18 protein-coding genes are annotated in these 20,407 nt (G+C 44.5%); 4 read left to right on the top strand and 14 right to left on the bottom strand.

What is annotated here, in order from left to right; genetic code table 11:
• Positions 1-87: 87 nt before the first annotated feature.
• The 3 genes from prpB to H7708_RS09500 form a co-directional block, all read right to left on the bottom strand.
• A complete protein-coding gene (prpB, locus tag H7708_RS09510; RefSeq protein ID WP_223670510.1) occupies positions 88-966 on the bottom strand; it encodes a methylisocitrate lyase in 879 nt (292 codons plus the stop codon).
• Positions 963-1,229 carry a hypothetical protein gene (locus H7708_RS09505; protein ID WP_223670508.1) on the bottom strand — a complete coding sequence of 89 codons (267 nt, stop codon included), beginning with the start codon at positions 1,227-1,229 and terminating at the stop codon, positions 963-965. The genes prpB and H7708_RS09505 overlap by 4 nt, the downstream gene beginning before the upstream one ends.
• 151 nt (positions 1,230-1,380) lie before the next feature.
• The gene (locus H7708_RS09500; RefSeq protein WP_223670506.1) at positions 1,381-2,886 is read right to left on the bottom strand and encodes a fumarate hydratase; all 1,506 of its coding nucleotides are present in this window, start codon (positions 2,884-2,886) and stop codon (positions 1,381-1,383) included.
• Between the two features lie 193 nt (positions 2,887-3,079).
• Between H7708_RS09500 and pabB the strand changes: the two genes are divergently transcribed.
• The 4 genes from pabB (at position 3,080) to H7708_RS09480 (ending at position 7,587) form a co-directional block, all read left to right on the top strand.
• Positions 3,080-4,510 carry an aminodeoxychorismate synthase component I gene (pabB, locus tag H7708_RS09495; protein ID WP_223670504.1) on the top strand — a complete coding sequence of 477 codons (1,431 nt, stop codon included), beginning with the start codon at positions 3,080-3,082 and terminating at the stop codon, positions 4,508-4,510.
• Position 4,511: 1 nt separating this feature from the next.
• A complete protein-coding gene (locus H7708_RS09490) occupies positions 4,512-5,093 on the top strand; it encodes a CoA pyrophosphatase (RefSeq protein ID WP_223670502.1) in 582 nt (193 codons plus the stop codon).
• A gap of 100 nt (positions 5,094-5,193) precedes the next feature.
• Positions 5,194-6,567, top strand: coding sequence for an L-serine ammonia-lyase (locus tag H7708_RS09485; RefSeq protein ID WP_268884897.1), 1,374 nt, complete (start codon positions 5,194-5,196; stop codon positions 6,565-6,567).
• 123 nt (positions 6,568-6,690) lie between these two features.
• Positions 6,691-7,587 (top strand): TIGR01777 family oxidoreductase, encoded by an 897-nt coding sequence (locus tag H7708_RS09480; RefSeq protein WP_223670500.1) that lies wholly within the window; start codon positions 6,691-6,693, stop codon positions 7,585-7,587.
• Here H7708_RS09480 and H7708_RS09475 read toward each other — a convergent pair.
• The 11 genes from H7708_RS09475 to H7708_RS09425 form a co-directional block, all read right to left on the bottom strand.
• Positions 7,580-9,136, bottom strand: coding sequence for an amidohydrolase family protein (locus H7708_RS09475; protein ID WP_223670498.1), 1,557 nt, complete (start codon positions 9,134-9,136; stop codon positions 7,580-7,582). The genes H7708_RS09480 and H7708_RS09475 overlap by 8 nt on opposite strands.
• A 145-nt stretch (positions 9,137-9,281) precedes the next feature.
• Positions 9,282-12,047: an Ig-like domain-containing protein gene (locus tag H7708_RS09470; RefSeq protein WP_223670496.1), complete on the bottom strand. Its 2,766-nt coding sequence runs from the start codon at positions 12,045-12,047 to the stop codon at positions 9,282-9,284.
• A 163-nt stretch (positions 12,048-12,210) separates the two neighbouring features.
• On the bottom strand, positions 12,211-13,110 hold the full coding sequence (locus H7708_RS09465) for a 5'-nucleotidase (RefSeq protein ID WP_223670494.1): 900 nt from the start codon (positions 13,108-13,110) through the stop codon (positions 12,211-12,213).
• Positions 13,111-13,127: 17 nt separating this feature from the next.
• Positions 13,128-13,853 carry an MlaA family lipoprotein gene (locus H7708_RS09460; protein ID WP_223670493.1) on the bottom strand — a complete coding sequence of 242 codons (726 nt, stop codon included), beginning with the start codon at positions 13,851-13,853 and terminating at the stop codon, positions 13,128-13,130.
• Between the two features lie 233 nt (positions 13,854-14,086).
• Positions 14,087-14,863, bottom strand: a complete 777-nt coding sequence (locus tag H7708_RS09455) for an HvfC family RiPP maturation protein (RefSeq protein WP_223670491.1) — start codon at positions 14,861-14,863, stop codon at positions 14,087-14,089.
• Positions 14,864-14,875: 12 nt separating this feature from the next.
• Positions 14,876-15,724 (bottom strand): HvfB family MNIO-type RiPP peptide maturase, encoded by an 849-nt coding sequence (locus tag H7708_RS09450; RefSeq protein ID WP_328798974.1) that lies wholly within the window; start codon positions 15,722-15,724, stop codon positions 14,876-14,878.
• Between the two features lie 83 nt (positions 15,725-15,807).
• Positions 15,808-16,260 (bottom strand): HvfA family oxazolone/thioamide-modified RiPP metallophore, encoded by a 453-nt coding sequence (locus H7708_RS09445; protein ID WP_223670487.1) that lies wholly within the window; start codon positions 16,258-16,260, stop codon positions 15,808-15,810.
• 142 nt (positions 16,261-16,402) lie between these two features.
• Positions 16,403-17,428, bottom strand: a complete 1,026-nt coding sequence (locus H7708_RS09440; RefSeq protein ID WP_223670485.1) for a tetratricopeptide repeat protein — start codon at positions 17,426-17,428, stop codon at positions 16,403-16,405.
• 5 nt (positions 17,429-17,433) lie between these two features.
• Positions 17,434-17,832 (bottom strand): cytochrome c-type biogenesis protein, encoded by a 399-nt coding sequence (locus H7708_RS09435; protein WP_223670483.1) that lies wholly within the window; start codon positions 17,830-17,832, stop codon positions 17,434-17,436.
• 10 nt (positions 17,833-17,842) lie between these two features.
• Positions 17,843-18,406 carry a DsbE family thiol:disulfide interchange protein gene (locus tag H7708_RS09430; RefSeq protein WP_223670482.1) on the bottom strand — a complete coding sequence of 188 codons (564 nt, stop codon included), beginning with the start codon at positions 18,404-18,406 and terminating at the stop codon, positions 17,843-17,845.
• Complete coding sequence (locus H7708_RS09425) at positions 18,399-20,402, bottom strand: heme lyase CcmF/NrfE family subunit (RefSeq protein WP_223670481.1); 2,004 nt, start codon at positions 20,400-20,402, stop codon at positions 18,399-18,401. The genes H7708_RS09430 and H7708_RS09425 overlap by 8 nt, the downstream gene beginning before the upstream one ends.
• Positions 20,403-20,407: the final 5 nt, after the last annotated feature.

Below are 20,407 nucleotides of genomic sequence, written 5' to 3'. Positions count from 1 at the left end.
ATGCCAGCTCATGTCATCCTGAACTTGATTCAGGATGACAAGTAATGTAGAGACTTATAGCACATTTGATGAGTTACTTATTAATGCCTACTTCTCTTTTCCTTCAGCAAAAAGCTGATCCAGCTTTTGCTCATAATCGTGGTAACCCAGATAATCATAAAGCTCTTCACGAGTTTGCATGATTTCTACGACATCACGTTGATGACCTTTCTCAAGCACATCTCTGTAGAAAGTTTCCGCTGCTTTGTTCATTGCGCGGTATGCACCACAGCAATACAACACAATATCTACGCCCTGCTCACCTAATTCTTCACACGAGAATAATGGCGTTTTACCGAACTCAGTAATGTTCGCCAAAATCGGCGCATTCACGTGTTCACGGAAATATTTATAATCTTCCAGCTTGCTCATTGCTTCTGGGAAAATCATATCCGCACCGGCTTCAAGACAGGCATTCGAGCGATCAATTGCCGACTGCATACCTTCGACACCTAAAGCATCGGTTCGTGCCATAATCACAAAGTTTTCATCGGTACGAGCATCAACAGCCGCTTTAATACGATCGACCATTTCCTGCTGGCTGACGATTTCTTTGTTCGGACGGTGACCACAACGCTTCGCTGCAACCTGGTCTTCCATATGGAAACCAGCAGCGCCTGCTTTAATCAAAGAGCGCGTAGTACGAGCGATGTTAAAAGCACCACCGAAACCGGTATCGATATCTACCAATAATGGCAGACTACAAACGTCAGTGATACGACGTATGTCAACTAATAGGTCTTCTGCTGTAGAAATACCTAAATCCGGCATACCCAGAGAGTTAGCTGCAACGCCGCCACCTGATAAATAAACCGCTTTATGGCCGACCTTCTCAGCCATACGCGCCGCGTATGCTGTAATCGTACCCATTACCTGTAGCGGGTTATTTTCTTCAACCGCTTTTCTTAATTTTAAACCTGCACTCATAATTCTTTGCCTTCTTTAATTTGTAACTCTTCTTGGAGCACTATCAATTTTCTATAAAACTCGATCACTTCTGCGCCAACGTAAACAAAAACAAAACTCCACCAATTATCGCTTTTTTCCTCAACGTGCCCATAAAAGTGTAGAACATTCATCGTAAGCAAATATATAGAAGGAACAATCAACATCCTCGCTAAAGAAAACCCCAAACTTTTTACTTTGTCGCTTGGTAGCTTCTCTTTAAATTTTCGCTCTTCTTTGTTCATCTAAAAACCTGTTCACTAGCCCATTAATCATTTAGCGTCATGAGCGCCGGAAGTGCGAGGCAAAAGTTATCGAAAAACGCGGAGTTTACTATAGTAAATGAGCATTTTGAGTTAACTTTTAACAAAGCAATTCCAAGCGCAATAGCTAAATTTAGCTTGCCAGTTTCACTTTCCAGACTTTAGGCCCAGTCTTATGAACACTTTCACCGCCGGAATCCACTGCCACAGTCACTGGCATATCTTCTACGTCAAACTCATATACCGCTTCCATACCCAGTTCTGGGAATGCTACAACACGTGAGCTTTTAATGGCTTTAGACACCAGGTAAGCTGCGCCACCGGTCGCCATCAAGTACACAGACTGGTGCTTCTTAATCGCTTCAATCGCTTCGTCGCCACGCTCTGCTTTACCAATCATGCCAAGCAGACCGGTTTTATCGAGCATCATTTCTGTAAATTTATCCATGCGCGTTGCAGTTGTCGGACCGGCTGGACCCACAGCTTCATCACGCACTGCATCAACTGGGCCAACGTAGTAAATGAAACGATTTTTGAAATCCAGACCTTCCGGCAAACCTTCACCAGAATCCAGTAAATCTTTAATCTTCTTATGCGCAGCATCTCGGCCTGTTAAGATTTTGCCATTCAGCAATAACACATCACCCGGCTTCCAGCTCGCGACTTCTTCAGGTGTCACATTATTCATGTCGACACGCTTCGCATCGGCTGATGCTTCGTACTCCATATCCGGCCAATCTTCGATAGACGGTGGGGCTAGCATAGCAGGGCCAGTACCGTCTAATGTGAAGTGTATGTGACGCGTTGCGGCACAGTTCGGGATCATCGCCACTGGTTTTGACGCGGCGTGTGTTGGCCAGTCTTTGATTTTGACATCAAGAACGGTGGTCACACCGCCCAGACCCTGAGCACCAATTCCTAACTTATTAACAGCCTCATAGATTTCCAGTCGAAGTTCTTCGACTTTATTATCCGGACCTTTTTTCAACAGATCCTGCATGTTAATCGGATCCATCAAAGATTCTTTAGCCAGTACCATCGCTTTTTCAGCCGTGCCGCCAACACCGATACCTAACATGCCCGGTGGACACCAGCCCGCCCCCATTTTCGGTACTGTTTCGACAACCCAGTCAACGATTGAGTCGCTCGGATTCAACATGACGAATTTGGATTTATTCTCAGAGCCACCACCCTTCGCAGCACAGGTCACTTCGACTTTATCGCCCTTAACCATCTCGACATGAACCACCGCTGGCGTATTATCTTTTGAGTTAAGACGCTTACCCGCAGGATCCATCAATACCGATGCACGCAATGGGTTATCTGGATTGGTATAGGCGCGACGAACACCTTCATCGACCATTTCCTGAACTGTCATACCGCCTTCAAATCGTGCATCCATTCCCACTTTGACAAAAGCACAGGCAATCCCCGTATCCTGACACACAGGTCGATGGCCCATGGCAGACATACGTGAATTAACCAGGATTTGCTTCATGGCGTCCTTTGCAGCAGGGCTTTCTTCTTTCTCGTAAGCTGCTGACAAAGCTTGGATAAAATCTTTCGGGTGATAATAAGAAATGTACTGGAAAGCATCGGCGACGCTTTCGATAAAATCTTCGGCTTTAATCATGCCCATTGAGGTCTCTCCGAATTATGGCTTTTCAGGTTTATGTCTATGAATGTACTTAACATTCGGCTTCGCTATACAAGCCACACATAAACCTCTAAAATCGGTGCATCATTATACAGGCTGGATCAGGCGTTTCCCAAATTTTGCCGGGGATTAGATGATACAGCACCATATTTAGACTACTTTTTAATCAAATTGCATGAAAAAAGACCAGTCAGAGCAAAATTTTATTGAACTACCCTACCGCGAGCCATCTGAAGTCAGGACCCTTTTTGGCTACTTTGCTGACGAGCCCTGGGCATTATTATTTGATAGCGGCAAAACCATTCATCAGGCTGCTCAGTTCGACATAATCCTGTCACGCCCCAAAGCAACCTTCTGCTTTAAAGAAGGTAAAACTAATATTACGGGGATTGAGCTTGATGGAATCGAGCATCAACCGTTTGAGGATTTAGAGCGATTTTATCAAGCGGGTTTAAAAAATGCTTTAAGCTTACCGGCAGAATTACAGCAACTTCCTTTTCATGGGGGGATTGCCGGTTATTGCAGTTATGATGCTGGTCGTTATGTCGAAGACTTACCTGTCATCGCTGAGCATGATATCAAACTGCCTGAGCTTGCTTTTGGTTTATATGAGTGGGCCTATATCAGCGATCACGTTAATCACAAAAGTTTTCTGGTGAAGTTTTCCGATTACTGCAACAACTACTGGAAAGACATTGTCTGTGAGTTCAAAAACCTGTACGAAAACGGTTACCAACGAGAGCGACAACCGTTTAGCTTGAACTCAGATTGGCAAAGCAATATGAACAAGGATGGGTACATTGAGCGCTTTAATAAAGTGCATGACTATATTCATGCTGGTGACTGCTATCAGGTCAATTTAGCGCAACGCTTTTCGGCAGAATTTAAAGGTCATCCATGGAATGCTTACCTCAAATTAACGGAGCATAATCAGGCGCCCTTCTCTTCGTATATGAATCTTGAAGAGCAGCAGATACTATCGCTTTCTCCTGAGCGTTTTATTCAGGTATTCCCACAGGGCCATGGCAAAAGCAAAAAGCATCATGTGGTAACACAACCCATCAAAGGTACGCGACCAAGAAGTCCAGATGCTGCCGAAGATCAACGTCTGGCAGATGAACTGGTTAGCAGCAAAAAAGATCGCGCTGAGAACCTGATGATTGTCGATCTACTGCGTAACGATATTGGTCGTAATGCTGCTATTGGCTCGGTCGAAGTCACGAAATTATTCGAGCTGCAATCCTTTATTTCAGTGCATCATCTGGTAAGCACTATCGAAGCCGACCTCGCTTCTAGCAGCGACACTTTCCAACTGCTTAAACACTGCTTCCCGGGAGGCTCTATCACCGGCGCGCCGAAAGTTCGAGCGATGGAAATTATCGAAGAGCTGGAACCGCATCGACGCAGTATCTATTGTGGCTCGATGTTGTATTATGACTATAGAGGTTATCTGGACTCGAATATTGCGATCCGCACCTTAGTTACCGATAACCAAAAAATACACGCATGGGGCGGTGGCGGTTTAGTCGCCGACTCTGAAGCCGAGAACGAGTACGAAGAAACCTTACACAAACTCAGCAAAATATTGCCGGTACTGAAAGATTAAGATGATCACGCTACAACAAATACAAGACGCATTAGATGCATCCGATGAGATTACGCCGCGAGTCGCAAAGCTCCGGCCCAGCGCCGTTTTAGTCCCTCTGGTGGAGCGCGACAATGGTTTGCATTTGTTACTGACACAGAGAGCGGATCACCTGCGTCACCACGCCGGTCAAATCAGTTTCCCTGGTGGTAGCATGGATGATACCGATGATGATTTAATCCATACGGCGCTGCGCGAAACCGAAGAAGAAGTCGGGATTTTACAGCAGCATATTGACGTCCTGGGTAAACTCCCTCTTCAGCCCACAACCACCGGTTTTCTCATCCAACCTGTAGTCGGTGTTATACCGCACGATATGGAGCTTGCTTTAAGCGAGGATGAAGTTTCCGATGCGTTTGAGGCGCCGCTCGATTTTGTCTGTGATCCCGATAACCAAATCCACTCCTACCGTGAGTTTGGCGGCAGAAATTACTCCATTTATTCAATACCTTACGAGGGGTGGAATATCTGGGGAGCCACCGCCAGTATCATCGTAAAGTTCTCCCAGTTAATAAACCATTCCGCTTATATAGAAAAGTTATAACAAACTGGTCGGATTAGCCCGGCCATGCCCACGACTTTCATAGCCACTGCACCTCTTAACCAGTACAATGAAGGGATAGATTTTTAACGAGGTTATTACTTTGGCAGTTAGCGTTTTTGATATGTTCAGCATTGGTATTGGACCATCCAGCTCACATACGGTTGGACCGATGCGTGCGGCACATCGCTTTATCGAGTTTTTAACAGAGAAAGAGTTATTAGACTCAACGCATCGTGTTGTCAGTGAACTGTACGGTTCTCTTGGAGCTACCGGTAAAGGTCACGGTTCAGATAAAGCCGTATTATTAGGTCTGGAAGGTCATCTTCCAGAAGAGATTGATCCGGATATTATTCCCGAGCGGTTAGAGTTTATACGCGGTGAAGGCAAGATCGATCTGAATGGCAAAAAAGTCATTAGTTTTGATGAAGAAAACGATCTAACTTTATATAAGAAAGAATCGTTACCGAAACACGCCAACGGTATGATCTTTTACGCTTTCGATGAGCAAGGTAAAGAAATCGCGCAGCGGACTTTTTACTCGGTCGGTGGCGGCTTCGTCGTTAATGATGACGTTGATGCTGACTCGCCAATTATTGAAGATGATACCAAAGTAAAATACCCGTTCAGTACTGCCAAAGAGCTGATCGATACCTGTGAAGAAGAAGGGATCTGCATTTCCACCTTAATGATGGAAAACGAAAAGTCATGGCGCAGTGAAGAAGAAGTCCGCGCAAAGCTACTGGACATCTGGCGCACCATGGAAGAATGCATCAAGCGTGGCTGTAACCGTGAAGGTATTCTACCGGGTGGTTTAAAGGTAAAGCGTCGTGCTCCCGGTATTTATCGTAAACTAAAGTCTGAAAGTGATACTTCCGATACCTTATCCACCATGGACTGGGTTGACTTGTATGCACTCGCTGTAAACGAAGAAAATGCCGCTGGAGGACGAGTGGTAACCGCCCCGACCAATGGCGCTGCCGGTATTATTCCTGCGGTCCTCTATTACTACATGCGCTTCCACAAAAATGCCGATGAAAAAGCCGTGGTACGTTTCTTATTAACCGCGGGTGCGATTGGTGTTCTCTATAAATTAAACGCTTCGATTTCAGGTGCAGAAGTTGGGTGTCAGGGCGAAGTCGGAACGGCCTGCTCGATGGCGGCCGGTGCCTTAACCGAGGTTCTGGGCGGCTCTCCACTGCAAGTTGAAAATGCCGCGGAGATTGGTATGGAGCATAACCTGGGCTTAACCTGTGACCCAGTGGGCGGCTTAGTGCAGGTCCCTTGTATTGAGCGGAACGCCATGGGCGCCATTAAAGCCATTAATGCCTCTCGCCTGGCGATGCGTGGCGACGGTCAGCATAAAGTCTCTCTCGATAAAGTGATCAAAACCATGTGGGCCACTGGTAAAGATATGCGTGATAAATATAAAGAAACCGCACGCGGTGGCCTCGCCGTGCATATTATTGAGTGTTAATACCTCTACTGGCGGGCATCTAGCTGTCCGCCTTATCACCTCTTAAGAAATCGACATTGTTTACTTTTTATCCACACCATTTCTGTTATATTGATTAGATAAGGACATATACAGGGGGTGGTTATGTCACAAGTACTAATAACCGGTGGAACAGGCTTTATCGGCCGCAACCTTATACCGCTATTACAAATCGAAGGCTATGATGTCACGGTACTCACTCGCTCAACAGAGAAGTATCAGGCTTACCCGGTTTTAAAAAACGTTAAATTAGTTGAATCCCTGCAAGGCGTTGAGGACATTGATGTGGTCATCAATTTAGCCGGTGCCAACCTGGGAGCGAAGCGTTGGTCGGATAGCTATAAGCAAACCATCGTCGATAGTCGTATCAATACCACCGAAAACTTACTGGAATGGATGGAGGGACTAGACCGCAAACCTGACACCTTGATTAACGGCTCTGCCATTGGCTTTTACGGCGCACGCGGTAATGAAGAACTGACTGAAGACTCAACGTCAGGCAACACCTCTGAATTTCAGGTCAGGTTGTGTACACGGTGGGAAGACGCGGCTTATAGAGCCGAGAATTTAGGCTTACGAGTTTGCTGTATCCGAACAGGCGTTGTTTTAGGCCCAGAGGGTGCGCTACAGCAGATGCTGCCACCGTTTAAATTTGGCCTCGGAGGGAAGCTTGGCCCGGGTAATCAGTATTTTTCATGGATACATATTGATGATCATGTACGTGCCGTTATGTACCTTATCAAACATCCAGATTTGAAAGGCGCCTTTAACCTTACAGCTCCAGAGCCAGTGACTAATCAGAAGCTCACAAAAACGCTGGGTAAAGTCCTGAGACGCCCTACTTTTGCCGTAGTGCCGGGTTTTGCACTTAAACTACTGGTTGGTGAAATGGCGAATATTCTGTTGACAGGGCAGCGAGTGTTACCAAAAAAACTGCAGGAGAGCGGCTTCACCTTCGAGTATCCAACTCTTGATGAAGCCTTGCAGAACTTGCTTAATTAGCGTCCTTTGCTTCTTGAACTAGCTTTTTAACGTCTTCACGCAGCTGACGTGCATCGAAAATAATGCCATCTTTAATGGTGTACTTTACCCCGCCAACGTTTTCGGCGACGTTATCCAAACCTAAACGGTAATGGCCTGTGCCGTACAAGACTTTAAAGTTGGCAATAGGATTCTCTTCCACAATGACTAAGTCCGCCAGCTTACCGGCTTGAATAGTACCAATTTGGTCATCCATACCGAGTGCCTCGGCACCTTTAATCGTCGCTGACTGGATCACTTCCAACGGGTGAAAGCCTGCTTCCTGTAATAACTCAAATTCACGAATTAAACCAAAGCCAAAGATCTTATAGATGTAACCGGTATCTGAACCAGTAGTTACACGACCACCATGGTTTTTATAATCATTTAAAAAGCTCATCCAGATCTTGTAATTATTCTTCCAGTCGATTTCGTTCTGGGTAGTCCAGTCAAAAAAGTAAGAACCATGCGATTCACGGTTTGGTTCAAAGAAAGCTTTAAGCTTCGGATGCGTATAGTCTTCATGCCACGGAGCATTACGGGCACGCATAACATCCCTGCTCGCTTCGTAAATGGTTAGCGTTGGATCGATGGTGAAATCCAGCTCGATTAATTCATCACGAACCGCATTCCACTTATTGGAGCCTTTTTTAGCAGCCTGCTGCCACAATCGACCGGCTTCGCTAAAGCGGTGTGATTCGTTATTGTAGTTATACTCTAATGGATAATCCTGTATGACCTTGTCTTCAAACAGCGCTTCCGGTAAACCGTACCAATGTTCCATCGAAGTCAAACCTAAACGAGCCGAATCCAGGGCATTGGTCCCAACCACATTGAGCTGAGCGTGGTGCATCATAGTCCCCAGGCCCTGCTTCTGTGCTTCATCTAATGCGGCTTCCATCATCGGACGTGGTAAGCCAAAAAACTTGATCCCTTTAGCACCTTTATCAGCAACATGGCGCACCCAGCGACGGGTTTCTTTCGGTGTGGTAATTTCCTTATCCCAGCCCATGTTAAAACCAACGTATGGCACTATACGAGGAGCGGTAATCTCATTCTCTTTACTTAACTCCTGATGCTTCAATGTCCAGTCTAAGCCATTAAAACTGCCGGGCTCTCGAACCGTGGTAATACCATGCCCCAGCCATAACTTAAACGGATATTCCGCCGGTAAATCATCGACGCTGCCTGCGATATGGCCATGCATATCCACAAAGCCTGGCAACACATAGTGCCCAGTAATATCAATTTCTTTATCGCCTTCCTGAGCCTTAGGACGACGCGACTCATTAACAGGAACGCCAGGGGCACCAACAGATTGAACCGACACGATCTTATTATTTTCAATAACGATATCGACCGGACCATAAGGCGGCGCACCTTTACCATCAATCACAGTACCGCCGCGTAAAATTAAGCGTTCATAAGGTCCCTCCCCCTCCGAGCGTTGTGGTGCGTCAAGAGTTTGCGCTGATATGACACCAAAGTTTATAAGCGCGAAAAATATAAAAGCAATTTTGCAAACCTTCATATACATAGCCGATTTAGAGACAGTGAGCAAAGCTTAATATAGCCAAACAAACATAACAAGGCAGTAATACTGCTACCTAAATAACTTTTGTCAGGTAATTAGAATAAAAAGGGCCACAAATCTGTGGCCTTTGATTTAATGGTGACTATCTAACTCGCCGCCCAGCAACGAAACCAAATCCAAGTATTAATAGTAACAACCAATCACTTGAACCACCGCCCCCGGAGGATTCTTGGTTAACACTAATGTTTACAGTTGCCGTAGCTGACTCTCCGTATGGGTCAGTAACTGTATATTGGAAAGTGTCTTTACCACTAAAGCCAGAGTCAGGTGTGTATGTAAAACTTGTTCCTGATACATTCAGAGTACCACTTGAAGGGCTCGTGTATTCTACTGCTAGCTCATCTCCATCAGGATCTGTTGCATTGAAAGTTCCTGAAACTGAAGAATCCACCTTAGTCGTTAAACTAACATTATTTGCCGTAGGAGCATTATTAGTAACACTTATACTTACCGTCGCAGTTGCCGAAGCACCACTAGGGTCTGTTACCGTGTAATCAAAACTATCCTCACCGCTAAAGTCAGAATCAGGTGTATAAGTAAACTCTGAACCTGAAACATTCAAACTACCGTTAGAAGGGTTAGTATACTGGTAAGACAGTTCATCATTATCTACATCGGAAGCATCAAATGAACCCGATACCGACGTTTCAGTCTTAGTGGAAACAGACATATCGTTTGCGGTTGGTGTATCATTTATTGCGTTTGCTGTTAAAACCACAGTCGCTTCTGCTCTTCCACCATGAGTATCTTCAACTGAGTAAGTAAATGAATCCTGACCATTAAAGTTCAATACAGGTTCATAAGTGAACTGTCCGCTAGCGTTAATACTTACAGAGCCATTTTCAGTCTCAGTTACCAGAGCAAAAGTCAGCTCATCCCCCTCGGGATCACTTCCAACAAGGATATCACTAAGCACAGAGTCTTCATCAAGAGTAAAACTTGAATCAGAAGCTTTTGGGTATAAATTATACTCATATAAATGAAGCTCGTTTTCGTAAATAACTGAACCAACAACTTTAGAGCCATCGTATGTCAGGTTAGAGAAAGATGAAGCTCCTTCAATTTGACTTATAACTCTTATATCTTCTGAGTCTGAAATATCTACTGCAAGCAATCCATTGTTAGAACTAAGCAAAACTGTTGATGAATCGATGTTAGTCGCAGCTGTTATCAAACCAAGCTCAGGTATCTCTCTGATATAATTTGCGCTCGAAAGAACAGATATATCGATTAATACAGCACCAGAATTACTAACAGATAACAGCATATCACCTGTCACAAATAACTGCGCATTAACTGTATCAGAAAATTTCGGCACAGAAACCACTGATGGGTTTTCAGTATCTGAAAAGTCTACGGCTAAAAGCTCAGAATCAAGACTAGACGCGAGCACAAAGTCTCCGTATGGAGTTATTTCCGTTATATACTGTCTAGCTCCCGATTCCGCCAGCGGCAGAGTAACCGTTGAGACTAGTGACGGTACATCACTACTTACGTCATATAAGGCAATTACTCCATTATTTGTACCTAGATAAAGCATGTTGCCAAGTTCTTTTAAGAAAGTAACAAATCCTGTAGAGCTAGCCGTTTGACTATCTAATAGCGAGCTAGGATTCAATGTAGTGAAATCCCTGGTTTCTAGCTGTTTTTCAACGCCCAACCAGCCAATATTTCCGTTAATTTCACCAGCTTGTGTATTAATACCAACTATAGTTGGCATACGGCTCTTTTCTGTAAAAGATAAGTCCTTGTTAATGTCTAGAATATGAAATAACCCAGTTTCATCAGAGACAAGCAACCGCTGATTACTCAAGCTTAAATCCACAGGAATAATTGACTCACGATAACTACCCAGGGAATCCATAAAGGGTAAAGCTTCAGCTGAAATATCTAAGGTTCTTAATCCATCAATACCATAAGCCACCATTAAAATATTTTCACTATTAGCAAACCCATATACTTCATGGGTCCCAGCTTTAGTGTCCTCTTCAAAAGTAGCAGAATTAGCAGAGCTTATATTAAACTGAAAAATCCAGCCGTTATATTTGCCTGCAAAAAGCTTGTTTCCAATAACATGAAGAGTCTTTAGAGTATCAATACTTTCAAAACTAGAACCTGAGTTTACATTTGTCACGAAAACCGGATTAGCCACATCAGAAATATCATATATATGTAAACCATTTCCCGCACCGATGTACAGTGTGTCAGCTACAATTGAAGCATCATAGAAAGTAGTTCCAACAGTTTCAGCCAGAGTAAACTCTTTGACCAGATTTTCATCAGTTATGTCAAAAGCCCTTACCTTTTGAAAGTCGCTAGAAACATACAGATAATCACCCGCTTTTTTAAGTTTAGATACATTACCGAGGGAACCGAAAGTTTGTGTATTAATTTCTTGTATACTTGATAAGTCACTCGTATCAAAAATAGCAAGATCGCTATTACCACCAACCATATACAGACGGTCGCCTGATAACTTTACACTGTTAACTGCATAGCCTGAGGAATCATACGTACCTGCAGGTACTGGAGCAGAACTATCAGTAACATCGAAAAATTTTAGTTTAAAAGGGCACCTTACTACCAAGGTTGTTCCATCTATGTCCAAATCAGAAGAACTACAACCCAAATCGACTGTGTCGGTCAAGCTAATTGCGGAGCTATCCGTAACGTCCAGAACAATAAGTGAGTCATTGCCGTCTACGGCATACGCTGTATTGCCATAGTAAGCCACATCAAAGAAAGGACCTAGACCATAACGAGACTCTGTATCAATTAGAGTTCCTTCTACTGAAAAACCTGTTTTAGGTAGGAGTAACGCACACGCAAGAAAAAATAGTTTTTTCATTATCATGTCCCTATATTTATCAATTTTTATTTAAAATGTTATTTTAGAACGACCAAACTCTACTAATATACCTCAGAAAATACAAGCTAAGGCTCTGAAGCAGCATCTGCTATAACTTTTGTCCATAAATCTGTATAGTAAACCGTTACTTTGAAAAGTGAAATTACTCGTTAATCACCCCATTGGGTACATGGCCACTGGGGATATGGCCTTTCGCTCTTTCAATATGACCTTCCTGATCATCGAAGAAGACATCTGCACCAAAGGCTTTAAGAAATTTGGTTTTATCCATGCCCCCGAGGAATAAAGCTTCATCGATACGGATATCCCAGTAACGTAAGGTGCGTATCACACGCTCGTGCGCTGGTGCTGAGCGCGCTGTAACAAGCGCGGTGCGAATAGGACAGTTTTCCTGAGTAAACTCTTTTTGTAATTTGTGCAACGCTGACAAAAAGGTTTTAAAGGGGCCACCTTCCAGCGGTTTTTGAGCAGACTTTTTCTCAGAGCGAGTAAACTCTTCCAGTCCGCCCTGCTGGAAAATTTGCTCCGCCTCGTCTGAGAACAATACCGCATCACCATCAAAGGCAAACTTTATGATATCGCTGTCGTTATTAGCCTGTGTCGGCGAAACAATGGTTGCCGCAGCAATACCAGCATTTATTGCCTGCATCACATCTTTAGGGTTAGTCGATAGAAACAGATGAGCGCCGAAGGCTTCGGCGTAAAGATAGGGGCTATTACCGGAGGTAAAAGCTGCTCGGGTAATCTGTAAGCTGTGACTCTCAATAGAGTTGAACACTCGCAAGCCAGTATCAGCGCTGTTACGAGATAATAGGATGACTTCCACTCGAGGCGTGTCCTTGTGCGTTTCATTCAGTGATAATAGCTTTTTAACCAGACCAAAGGCTGCTCCAGGTTTTAACAACTCATCTTCATGATCAATCTGATATTGTGCATAGCTGTCAACACCACTTTCAACATATATCCGATGGCTTTCAGCCAGATCAAACAAGGCTGTTGATGATATTGCAATGACTAAGGTGTCGTTAAATTCTATTGGCATCCTTTATTCCCGGAGTATTACCACTCCTCACAATCTTCTTCGAACTCACACTCGTCCTCAATCGGCGGACGACCATCATATATGAGAAATTCACGGCGTTGTAAATAAGCATCTCTTACCATCAGGTACTCGTCAAGAGCCTCTTCCAGCTGCTCTTCTAACGGCATCAATTCGGCACGAGTATCAATCACCCACAGCGATCGTAAGGCCCATTCGGTCTGACTGTCATTTAATGCTTCATAAGGACTGTACATACCGAAAGCATCGACTCCAAAGCCAATACCATCTCTCGCATTCGAAGGCCCAATAAACGGCAACATTAAAAATGGGCCTGACTCAAAGCCCCAAACTGCCAGAGTTTGACCAAAGTCTTCGTCCTCTTCCTCAATACCCATTTCCGTCGCCGGATCGAGCAAACCTGCAAGGCCTATAGTACTGTTGATCAGAAAACGCCCAGTACTTTTCCCGGCCTGGCCAAACTTGCCCTGAAATAAAGAATTAACGATATTCGTAATTTCACCCAGGTTATCAAAAAAGTTGGAAACACCTTTTTCAACGGGATCCGGGGTAACGTACTGATAACCTTTTGTCACAGGCTTTAATACAGCTTTATCCAAACCGCGGTTAAACTCCCATACCGCCCTGTTTTGTTCCTCATAAGGGTCTTTAGGGTTATCACCTGTCGTGGTGCAAGCCGTCAGCAACAATGCCGACAAAATCATAATAAGTTGGTTACTTTTCATCCTCAATAACCTTAGTATTGTTAATGGTGCTAATCATAAAGCACAAACAAGCTGATGACCAGTTTTACACCGGCAATACAGACACTCGACTCTCTTTATCACGAGCCGCGCAGGTTTCTTGTTCATGCACAAAGTCATACAGGTTACAACTAACCTGTAACGGTAACGATGCTCGATTTTAGCACTGAGTCGAAGGTAGAGTAACCTGAAACCTGAACCTCTGATAGCCGTGTTTATGCGGTTCCTAGAAGGATGTCACGTTCCAGCAAACTGGTAAGAATTTGGCGACCGCCGTTCAGCAGTCGTTCAGGGTTTGGAAATTGCGTTTCCTCGATAAGTTGCTCCAGAGCCTCTTTACCGGTAACTTGCCGTCCCTTTTCTGCATGCTCAATAAAAACTTCCAATAACCTGTAAGTCATTGAGTTACCTTCCATAAAATCAACTTTATGCTGGCGGTTACGACTGATTAACAGAAATGTCGGCTGTTGCGGTGGCTCTTCAGGTAAATAACTTTTGCCGATTCGGTGTACCGGGTATTCATAAACCAGGCTTTGTGCCAGCGGCGAAACAACCACAGGCTCATTCATCAGATCACCATTTCGGTCATGCGCCACTTCAAGAACATTTGCTTTAGCCGAGACTATGTAAATTTCCATCCACTCCCAATGAGCCAGTTCCAGCATAAACGGCCAGTCGTCGGCTTCCGGCTGCCTGGATTCGCCTAGATATTTGAGGAACTCTTTGGAAATATCAATAAAATACGGAGATTCCGCTCTGTGTTCTGTAAAGAAACTGCGAACCATACGGTGCCACTTCTCTTCAGTCGTAATGGAGTGAAGCACTGGAAAACTATTACGGCAGAAATTTTCGACATTATTATAAAAGAGTTCCTGGTAGACCTTCATGCGCCTGGCTTCAATATTGTGTGGCGCCTTGTTTTGTGCCGGATTCCTTAGGTTCCTGGAGAACTCGTACTGAATTTGCTGAAATTTTGGGAGCTGTTGTGACATAAAGGTTCTCCCTTAAGCGATGGCGGCGCTATCGCTGCTTAAGTCTTTATTATATTTATTCTGTAGTGCTTTAATCTGGTCGACTTCTTTTAATAACTCAGCCATTGGCGGAATATTAAAATCACGTTCAAGTAACGTCGGGAATACACCAAAGTGTTGATAAGCCGTTTCAAGCAACTGCCATACATCCGGCTTTACATCATCACCATGGGTATCAACTTTTAAATCATCTGCTTCATCATAATGGCCGGCAATATGACCATAAGCAATCCGTTCTTTAGGCAAGGCTAACAGAAACTCTTCGGGATCATAACGGTGGTTGATGCTGTTAACGTAGATATTATTGATATCCAATAACATATCGCAATCCGCTTCTGCCAGTACAGCCTTAAAAAACTCAAGTTCGGACATTTCCTGTCCCGGAGCAGCGTAGTAAGAAACATTTTCCATCGCTAATCGCTGGCCGATAATGTCCTGTACCTGCTTAATTCTATCAGCAACATAATGCACCGCTTCCTCGGTAAACGGGATTGGCATCAAGTCATACATATGACCGTCGTCGCTGCAGTAACTTAAGTGTTCACTGTAGCAACGGATATCATATCTTTTAATAAACTTGGCAACGTCTTTGACGAAATTGGTATCGAGAGGCGTTGGCCCACCGATAGATAATGACAGGCCGTGAATAACAAAAGGGAACTGTTCGGCGTATTGCTCAAAAACCTGTTCTAAGTGCCCACCAAATGGTAACCAGTTTTCCGGCGCGACTTCCATAAAGTCAACGTTCGAACGTTTAAGCGTATCGAACGCTTCCGTAAAGTCTCGTCTTAGACCTAACCCTGTGCCAGTTACTGGATACACAATGACCACCTGTTTCTATTGAAGATATGAAAGGTGTAAGGCAGCAGCATATACCGCTGCCTTACTGCAATGGAAGTGCTCTATTAAGCTACGCCGCATTTACCTTCTTTCTCGGCTTTATCTTCACCACACTTACCTTCTTTTTCGGCTTTGCCTTCGCCGCACTTGCCTTCGCCACATTTACCTTCTTTGGCTTTGCCTTCTTCGCCGCATTTGCCTTCGCCACATTTACCTTCTTTGGCTTTGCCTTCTTCGCCGCATTTGCCTTCGCCGCACTTACCTTCTTTGGCTTTGCCTTCTTCGCCGCACTTGCCTTCACCGCACTTGCCTTCTTTTTTGGCTTTACCTTCTTCACCGCATTTGCCTTCGCCACACTTACCTTCACCGTGGCCATCAAATTTTGCAAGCTCATAGCCGGCTTGAAGATCGTTCAGCTGGAAAGGATTGTCACTGGCAACGGCTGCGCCACCTGCTGCAGAAGCGGCGATGGATGCACTTACGATAGCGGCTAATTTAGCTTTATCTTTGTTTAACATAGACTTTCTCCTATTACACTGTTTAGTTAAGTTATTCAGAGACTTAGACACAACATAACTGAATTTGTTACAAAATTTCAAAAATCAGTTCAAATATCGTGCTTTTTGCGACAAAAATCACGTAAATTGTGCTCTAAACAGACTATTCCACAGTTTGTGTGATTTCTATGTGAAACGTTTCGCTGGGAGTCAGCTTGTCCAGTACAGGAGTTCGACCAAAACGGTCACCGGCTTCTGCCTTGGCCAGGCCGCTTTGTGACAATCTGACTTCGATGTAAATATTTTGTGACTGCCATAAGTCAGCACTTGGCAACATCACATCATTCGGAGAGAGCTTTAATGGTTGGTTTAAAGCGGGCACTTCAACCGATTTTACAGCGATTGGGGGACCGCCATTTTCATTACGAATTAAAACAAATGCTTTTCTATAGCGAGTCAAAATCAATTCATCAACATTATCGACGACTACGCCCACATAGTTCAATTGAGCCAGTTTTAATTGTCTTTTAGCTAAGTTAATTTGCTGCTGTAACAACTCTGCAGACTTACTTCCCGGCTCCTTAAGACTCAACAACGTTTGCCAGTAAGGAATGGCTCGCTCAAACTCTCCCTGTTTGAAATGATTAACGCCCTGCCACATCAAGGCACCTTCATGTTTCGGCTGCTGCATCAAGACCATATTGATATGGCGTTCAGCAAACTCATAAGCTTCTTTACTCCCTTCTTCAATAAGATAACGTGCAAACTCGAGCCGGGTCGCAGCTTCCGGCTTAATATCGATAGCCCGAGTGAATGCCTGCTCCGATAAAGCGACTTCCCCAAAGCGTAGAAAAATATTGCCCATCTCGTGCCATTTATCGAAATTTTCTGGTTCTGCCTCGGCACGCAACCTTAACTCTGCCAGTAAATCCTGAATGGTAATTTCCTGCTTATCCGCCTTATCGGCAAGCTCTGTTAAGTTTAAGTCTTTTAACTCTTCGTGCAGTTGTGCGGTCGCTTTTATTTCTTTATAGGCACCAAGGTATTGATAGCCAGCTAGCGACAGAGCGGTAGCCACCAGTAACATCGACAAATAAACCAGAATACGTTTTTTACCGGTAAAAATATCGCTGAACAACCAGGCAGCCCAGACCAGCGCCAATAATGCTAAAGCCAACCACACTAACATCAATTCTATTCCTCAGGTGTTACTTTACGACGGCCCACTTTGGCCAGCACAATGATCAGAATAATCAAAAATACCGCTAAAGGTGCAAACCATAAAAAGTAATTAGCCGGTTTCACTGGAGGATCGTACAGCACAAAATCACCGTAACGCTCTTGCATGTAGCTCAGGATGCTACGCTTAGTCTCGCCATCCATCACCTTCTGGTAGACAATAAACCGTAAGTCTTCGGATAAACCCGCGTTTGACTCAGCAATCGTCTGATTCTGACATTTAGGACAACGCAGTTCATGAATAATTTCTGTGTACAGTTGCTCCTGCGCTTCCGTCTCAAACTCGTAAGTTTCAATGACAGCCAGCGCTTGAAAGCTGGCAATCATGATTAAAAAACTAATTAGCTGTTTCATCATCTATCCTTTATTGAGTTGCAACTGGCTGAATGTCAGAGCCTTTGACCTGTTCCATAATTGGCAGTAGCTTTTTATTCCAGACCCGGTCATCTATCACCCCGACATAACGGAAACGAATAGTGCCCATTTTATCGACGATAAACGTTTCCGGAGCGCCGTAAACACCTAAATCAATTCCCAAGTTACCTTGCTGATCGGCAATGATCATGTGGTATGGATTGCCCTTGTCCTTAATAAACTTCAAGCCATCAATGGTCTTATCTTTGTAATTAACACCAACGATAGGGATTGAAAATTTTTGCGCATATTTCATCAAATACGGGTGCTCAATGTGGCAAGGACCACACCATGAACCCCATACGTTGATCAGAAACAGTTCATCCGGTAAGTCTGCCTTGGTAAAAACCTGCTCAGGATTCTGTAATGCAGGCAACTGAAATTCAGGCACCGGCTTATCAATTAAATTGGAATTCAATTTCTTAGGATCATTATCCAGTGCAAACCAGAATAAGACGACCAGCACAATAAAAACTACAATGGGAACGATGGCAGTCACTGTTTTTTTATTCATTGTCAGCCTCCTCAGAACCCGCCTTTGCCAAACCATCCGACGGAGCTGCGTTCTGCTTCTTCAGGCGACGCTTTTCACGATACCGTTTATCTGAAATCGCTAACACACCACCCAGCGCCATAAAGATGGCACCAAGCCAGATCCAGCGAACAAAAGGTTTATAATAAACGCTCACCGCCCAGGCGCCATCTTCCAATGGTTCGCCCATGACCATATAAATATCTCTAAACAGGCCGGCGTCGATATCCGCTTCCGTCATGACCATTCTGGAGGCGTTGTATTTACGCTTCTCCGGATGTAGTTCTGTTAAAACCTCACTATCGGAGTAGATACGGAAGCTACCTGCAGAAGAAATATAGTTCGGTCCCTGAGTATTTTTAAAGTCATAAAACTCCACTTTAAAATCTTCAACCTGTACCGTTTCGCCCTGACGAATTTTAATATTCTTTTCGAGACTGAAATAAGATGTTAGAACGACACCTAAAACCGTTACGGCAACACCTAAGTGGGCCACTATCATTCCCCAGTAACTGCGACTGATTTTTTTCATACCAGCAGTCAAAGAAGCATTTTTACCCGCCTGACCCAGTATGTATTTAGCGCAACCAGCCAATACCCACAGACCCAGAGTGGTGCCGATAATCGCCATCGGCTGCAAGTCACCCAGCACAACTACGATAGCAATTGCCAGTAGGAAACTACTAATCGCCCACAACCAAAACTTGGTTAATAGAGGTTTAAGCGACTCCTGTTTCCAATTAATCTGCTGGCCGATCGGCATCAGTATTAAAATTGGAATCATAAAGATTGAAAACATCAGGTTGAAATACGGAGGGCCCACCGACGATTTACCGCCGGTAAACGCTTCCTGAATCAACGGATGTAACGTTCCCAGCAACACCATAAAGGTGACTACCGCGAGTAAGGCATTATTAAACAACAGAGCCGTTTCGCGTGAGTAGAGTCCAAAGTTTGTTTTGGATCGAATCTTGCTCGACTGCAGCGCATACACCAGTAACGAAGCACCCACCACAATACCGAGGAAGATCAAAATAAAACGTCCGCGCACTGGGTCGTTAGCAAAGGAATGTACCGAGGTTAAAACTCCTGAGCGCACCAGGAAAGTACCTAATAGGCTCAGCGAGAAAGTTAGAATCGCCAGCAACACGGTCCAGGATTTAAACACGCCGCGTTTCTCAGTCGCAGCCAATGAGTGGATCAAAGCCGTTCCCGCAAGCCATGGCATAAAGGATGCATTTTCTACCGGGTCCCAGAACCACCAGCCGCCCCAGCCAAGCTCATAATAAGCCCACCAGCTGCCCAGAGCAATCCCCAGCGACATAAAAATCCAGGCTACGGTTGTCCATGGTCGACTCCAGCGCGCCCATTTGTGATCGAGGTTACCCTGTAATAAACCTGCAATAGCAAAAGCAAACACAACTGAAAAACCGACATATCCCATATACAGCATCGGCGGGTGTACGATCAGTCCAAAATCCTGCAACAGCGGATTTAGATCAGCACCATCAATGGGAATAAACGGCAAAACCCGCTCAAAAGGATTTGAAGTAAATAAGGTAAAAGCAATAAAACCAACCGCGACCAGCCCCATCACACCCAGTACTCTCGCTACCAGATCTTTAGGCAACGATTTGCTGAATATCGCTACGGCTGCCATCCAGCCCGTTAAAATCAACACCCACAGTAATAGAGACCCCTCATGAGCACCCCAGACGGCAGAAATCCGGTAATAAACAGGCAGCTGCGAATTCGAATGATTGGCGACATAAGCCACCGAGAAATCGTTATTAATAAACGAGATGGTGAGACAGATAAAACTCGCCAAAACCAGCACAAAAATACTGACGGCCGCACGTGTTGTAAAACGAATGAGCCCCTGGTGCGAGGTTTGCGCACCATAGAAAGACAAGGTACCTAAAAAGATGGCGTTAATAAACGCCATGATTAGTAAGAAATTTCCGACTTCTGGGATCAAGGGAT

The sequence above is a fragment of the Kangiella shandongensis genome (assembly GCF_020005365.1).
Taxonomy (GTDB): Bacteria; Pseudomonadota; Gammaproteobacteria; order Enterobacterales; family Kangiellaceae; genus Kangiella; species Kangiella shandongensis.
This window is presented reverse-complemented; position numbering and strand designations above follow the sequence as displayed.

What these genes read in the sequence shown, in the direction of transcription:
- H7708_RS09445 (WP_223670487.1), bottom strand. Translation starts at nt 16,260, where the DNA reads ATGTTAAACAAAGATAAAGCTAAATTAGCCGCTATCGTAAGTGCATCC.
- H7708_RS09500 (WP_223670506.1), bottom strand. Translation starts at nt 2,886, where the DNA reads ATGGGCATGATTAAAGCCGAAGATTTTATCGAAAGCGTCGCCGATGCT.
- H7708_RS09490 (WP_223670502.1), top strand. Translation starts at nt 4,512, where the DNA reads ATGATCACGCTACAACAAATACAAGACGCATTAGATGCATCCGATGAG.
- H7708_RS09460 (WP_223670493.1), bottom strand. Translation starts at nt 13,853, where the DNA reads ATGAAAAGTAACCAACTTATTATGATTTTGTCGGCATTGTTGCTGACG.
- H7708_RS09465 (WP_223670494.1), bottom strand. Translation starts at nt 13,110, where the DNA reads ATGCCAATAGAATTTAACGACACCTTAGTCATTGCAATATCATCAACA.
- H7708_RS09435 (WP_223670483.1), bottom strand. Translation starts at nt 17,832, where the DNA reads ATGAAACAGCTAATTAGTTTTTTAATCATGATTGCCAGCTTTCAAGCG.
- H7708_RS09475 (WP_223670498.1), bottom strand. Translation starts at nt 9,136, where the DNA reads ATGAAGGTTTGCAAAATTGCTTTTATATTTTTCGCGCTTATAAACTTT.
- pabB (WP_223670504.1), top strand. Translation starts at nt 3,080, where the DNA reads ATGAAAAAAGACCAGTCAGAGCAAAATTTTATTGAACTACCCTACCGC.
- H7708_RS09440 (WP_223670485.1), bottom strand. Translation starts at nt 17,428, where the DNA reads ATGTTAGTGTGGTTGGCTTTAGCATTATTGGCGCTGGTCTGGGCTGCC.
- prpB (WP_223670510.1), bottom strand. Translation starts at nt 966, where the DNA reads ATGAGTGCAGGTTTAAAATTAAGAAAAGCGGTTGAAGAAAATAACCCG.
- H7708_RS09470 (WP_223670496.1), bottom strand. Translation starts at nt 12,047, where the DNA reads ATGAAAAAACTATTTTTTCTTGCGTGTGCGTTACTCCTACCTAAAACA.
- H7708_RS09480 (WP_223670500.1), top strand. Translation starts at nt 6,691, where the DNA reads ATGTCACAAGTACTAATAACCGGTGGAACAGGCTTTATCGGCCGCAAC.
- H7708_RS09455 (WP_223670491.1), bottom strand. Translation starts at nt 14,863, where the DNA reads ATGTCACAACAGCTCCCAAAATTTCAGCAAATTCAGTACGAGTTCTCC.
- H7708_RS09505 (WP_223670508.1), bottom strand. Translation starts at nt 1,229, where the DNA reads ATGAACAAAGAAGAGCGAAAATTTAAAGAGAAGCTACCAAGCGACAAA.
- H7708_RS09430 (WP_223670482.1), bottom strand. Translation starts at nt 18,406, where the DNA reads ATGAATAAAAAAACAGTGACTGCCATCGTTCCCATTGTAGTTTTTATT.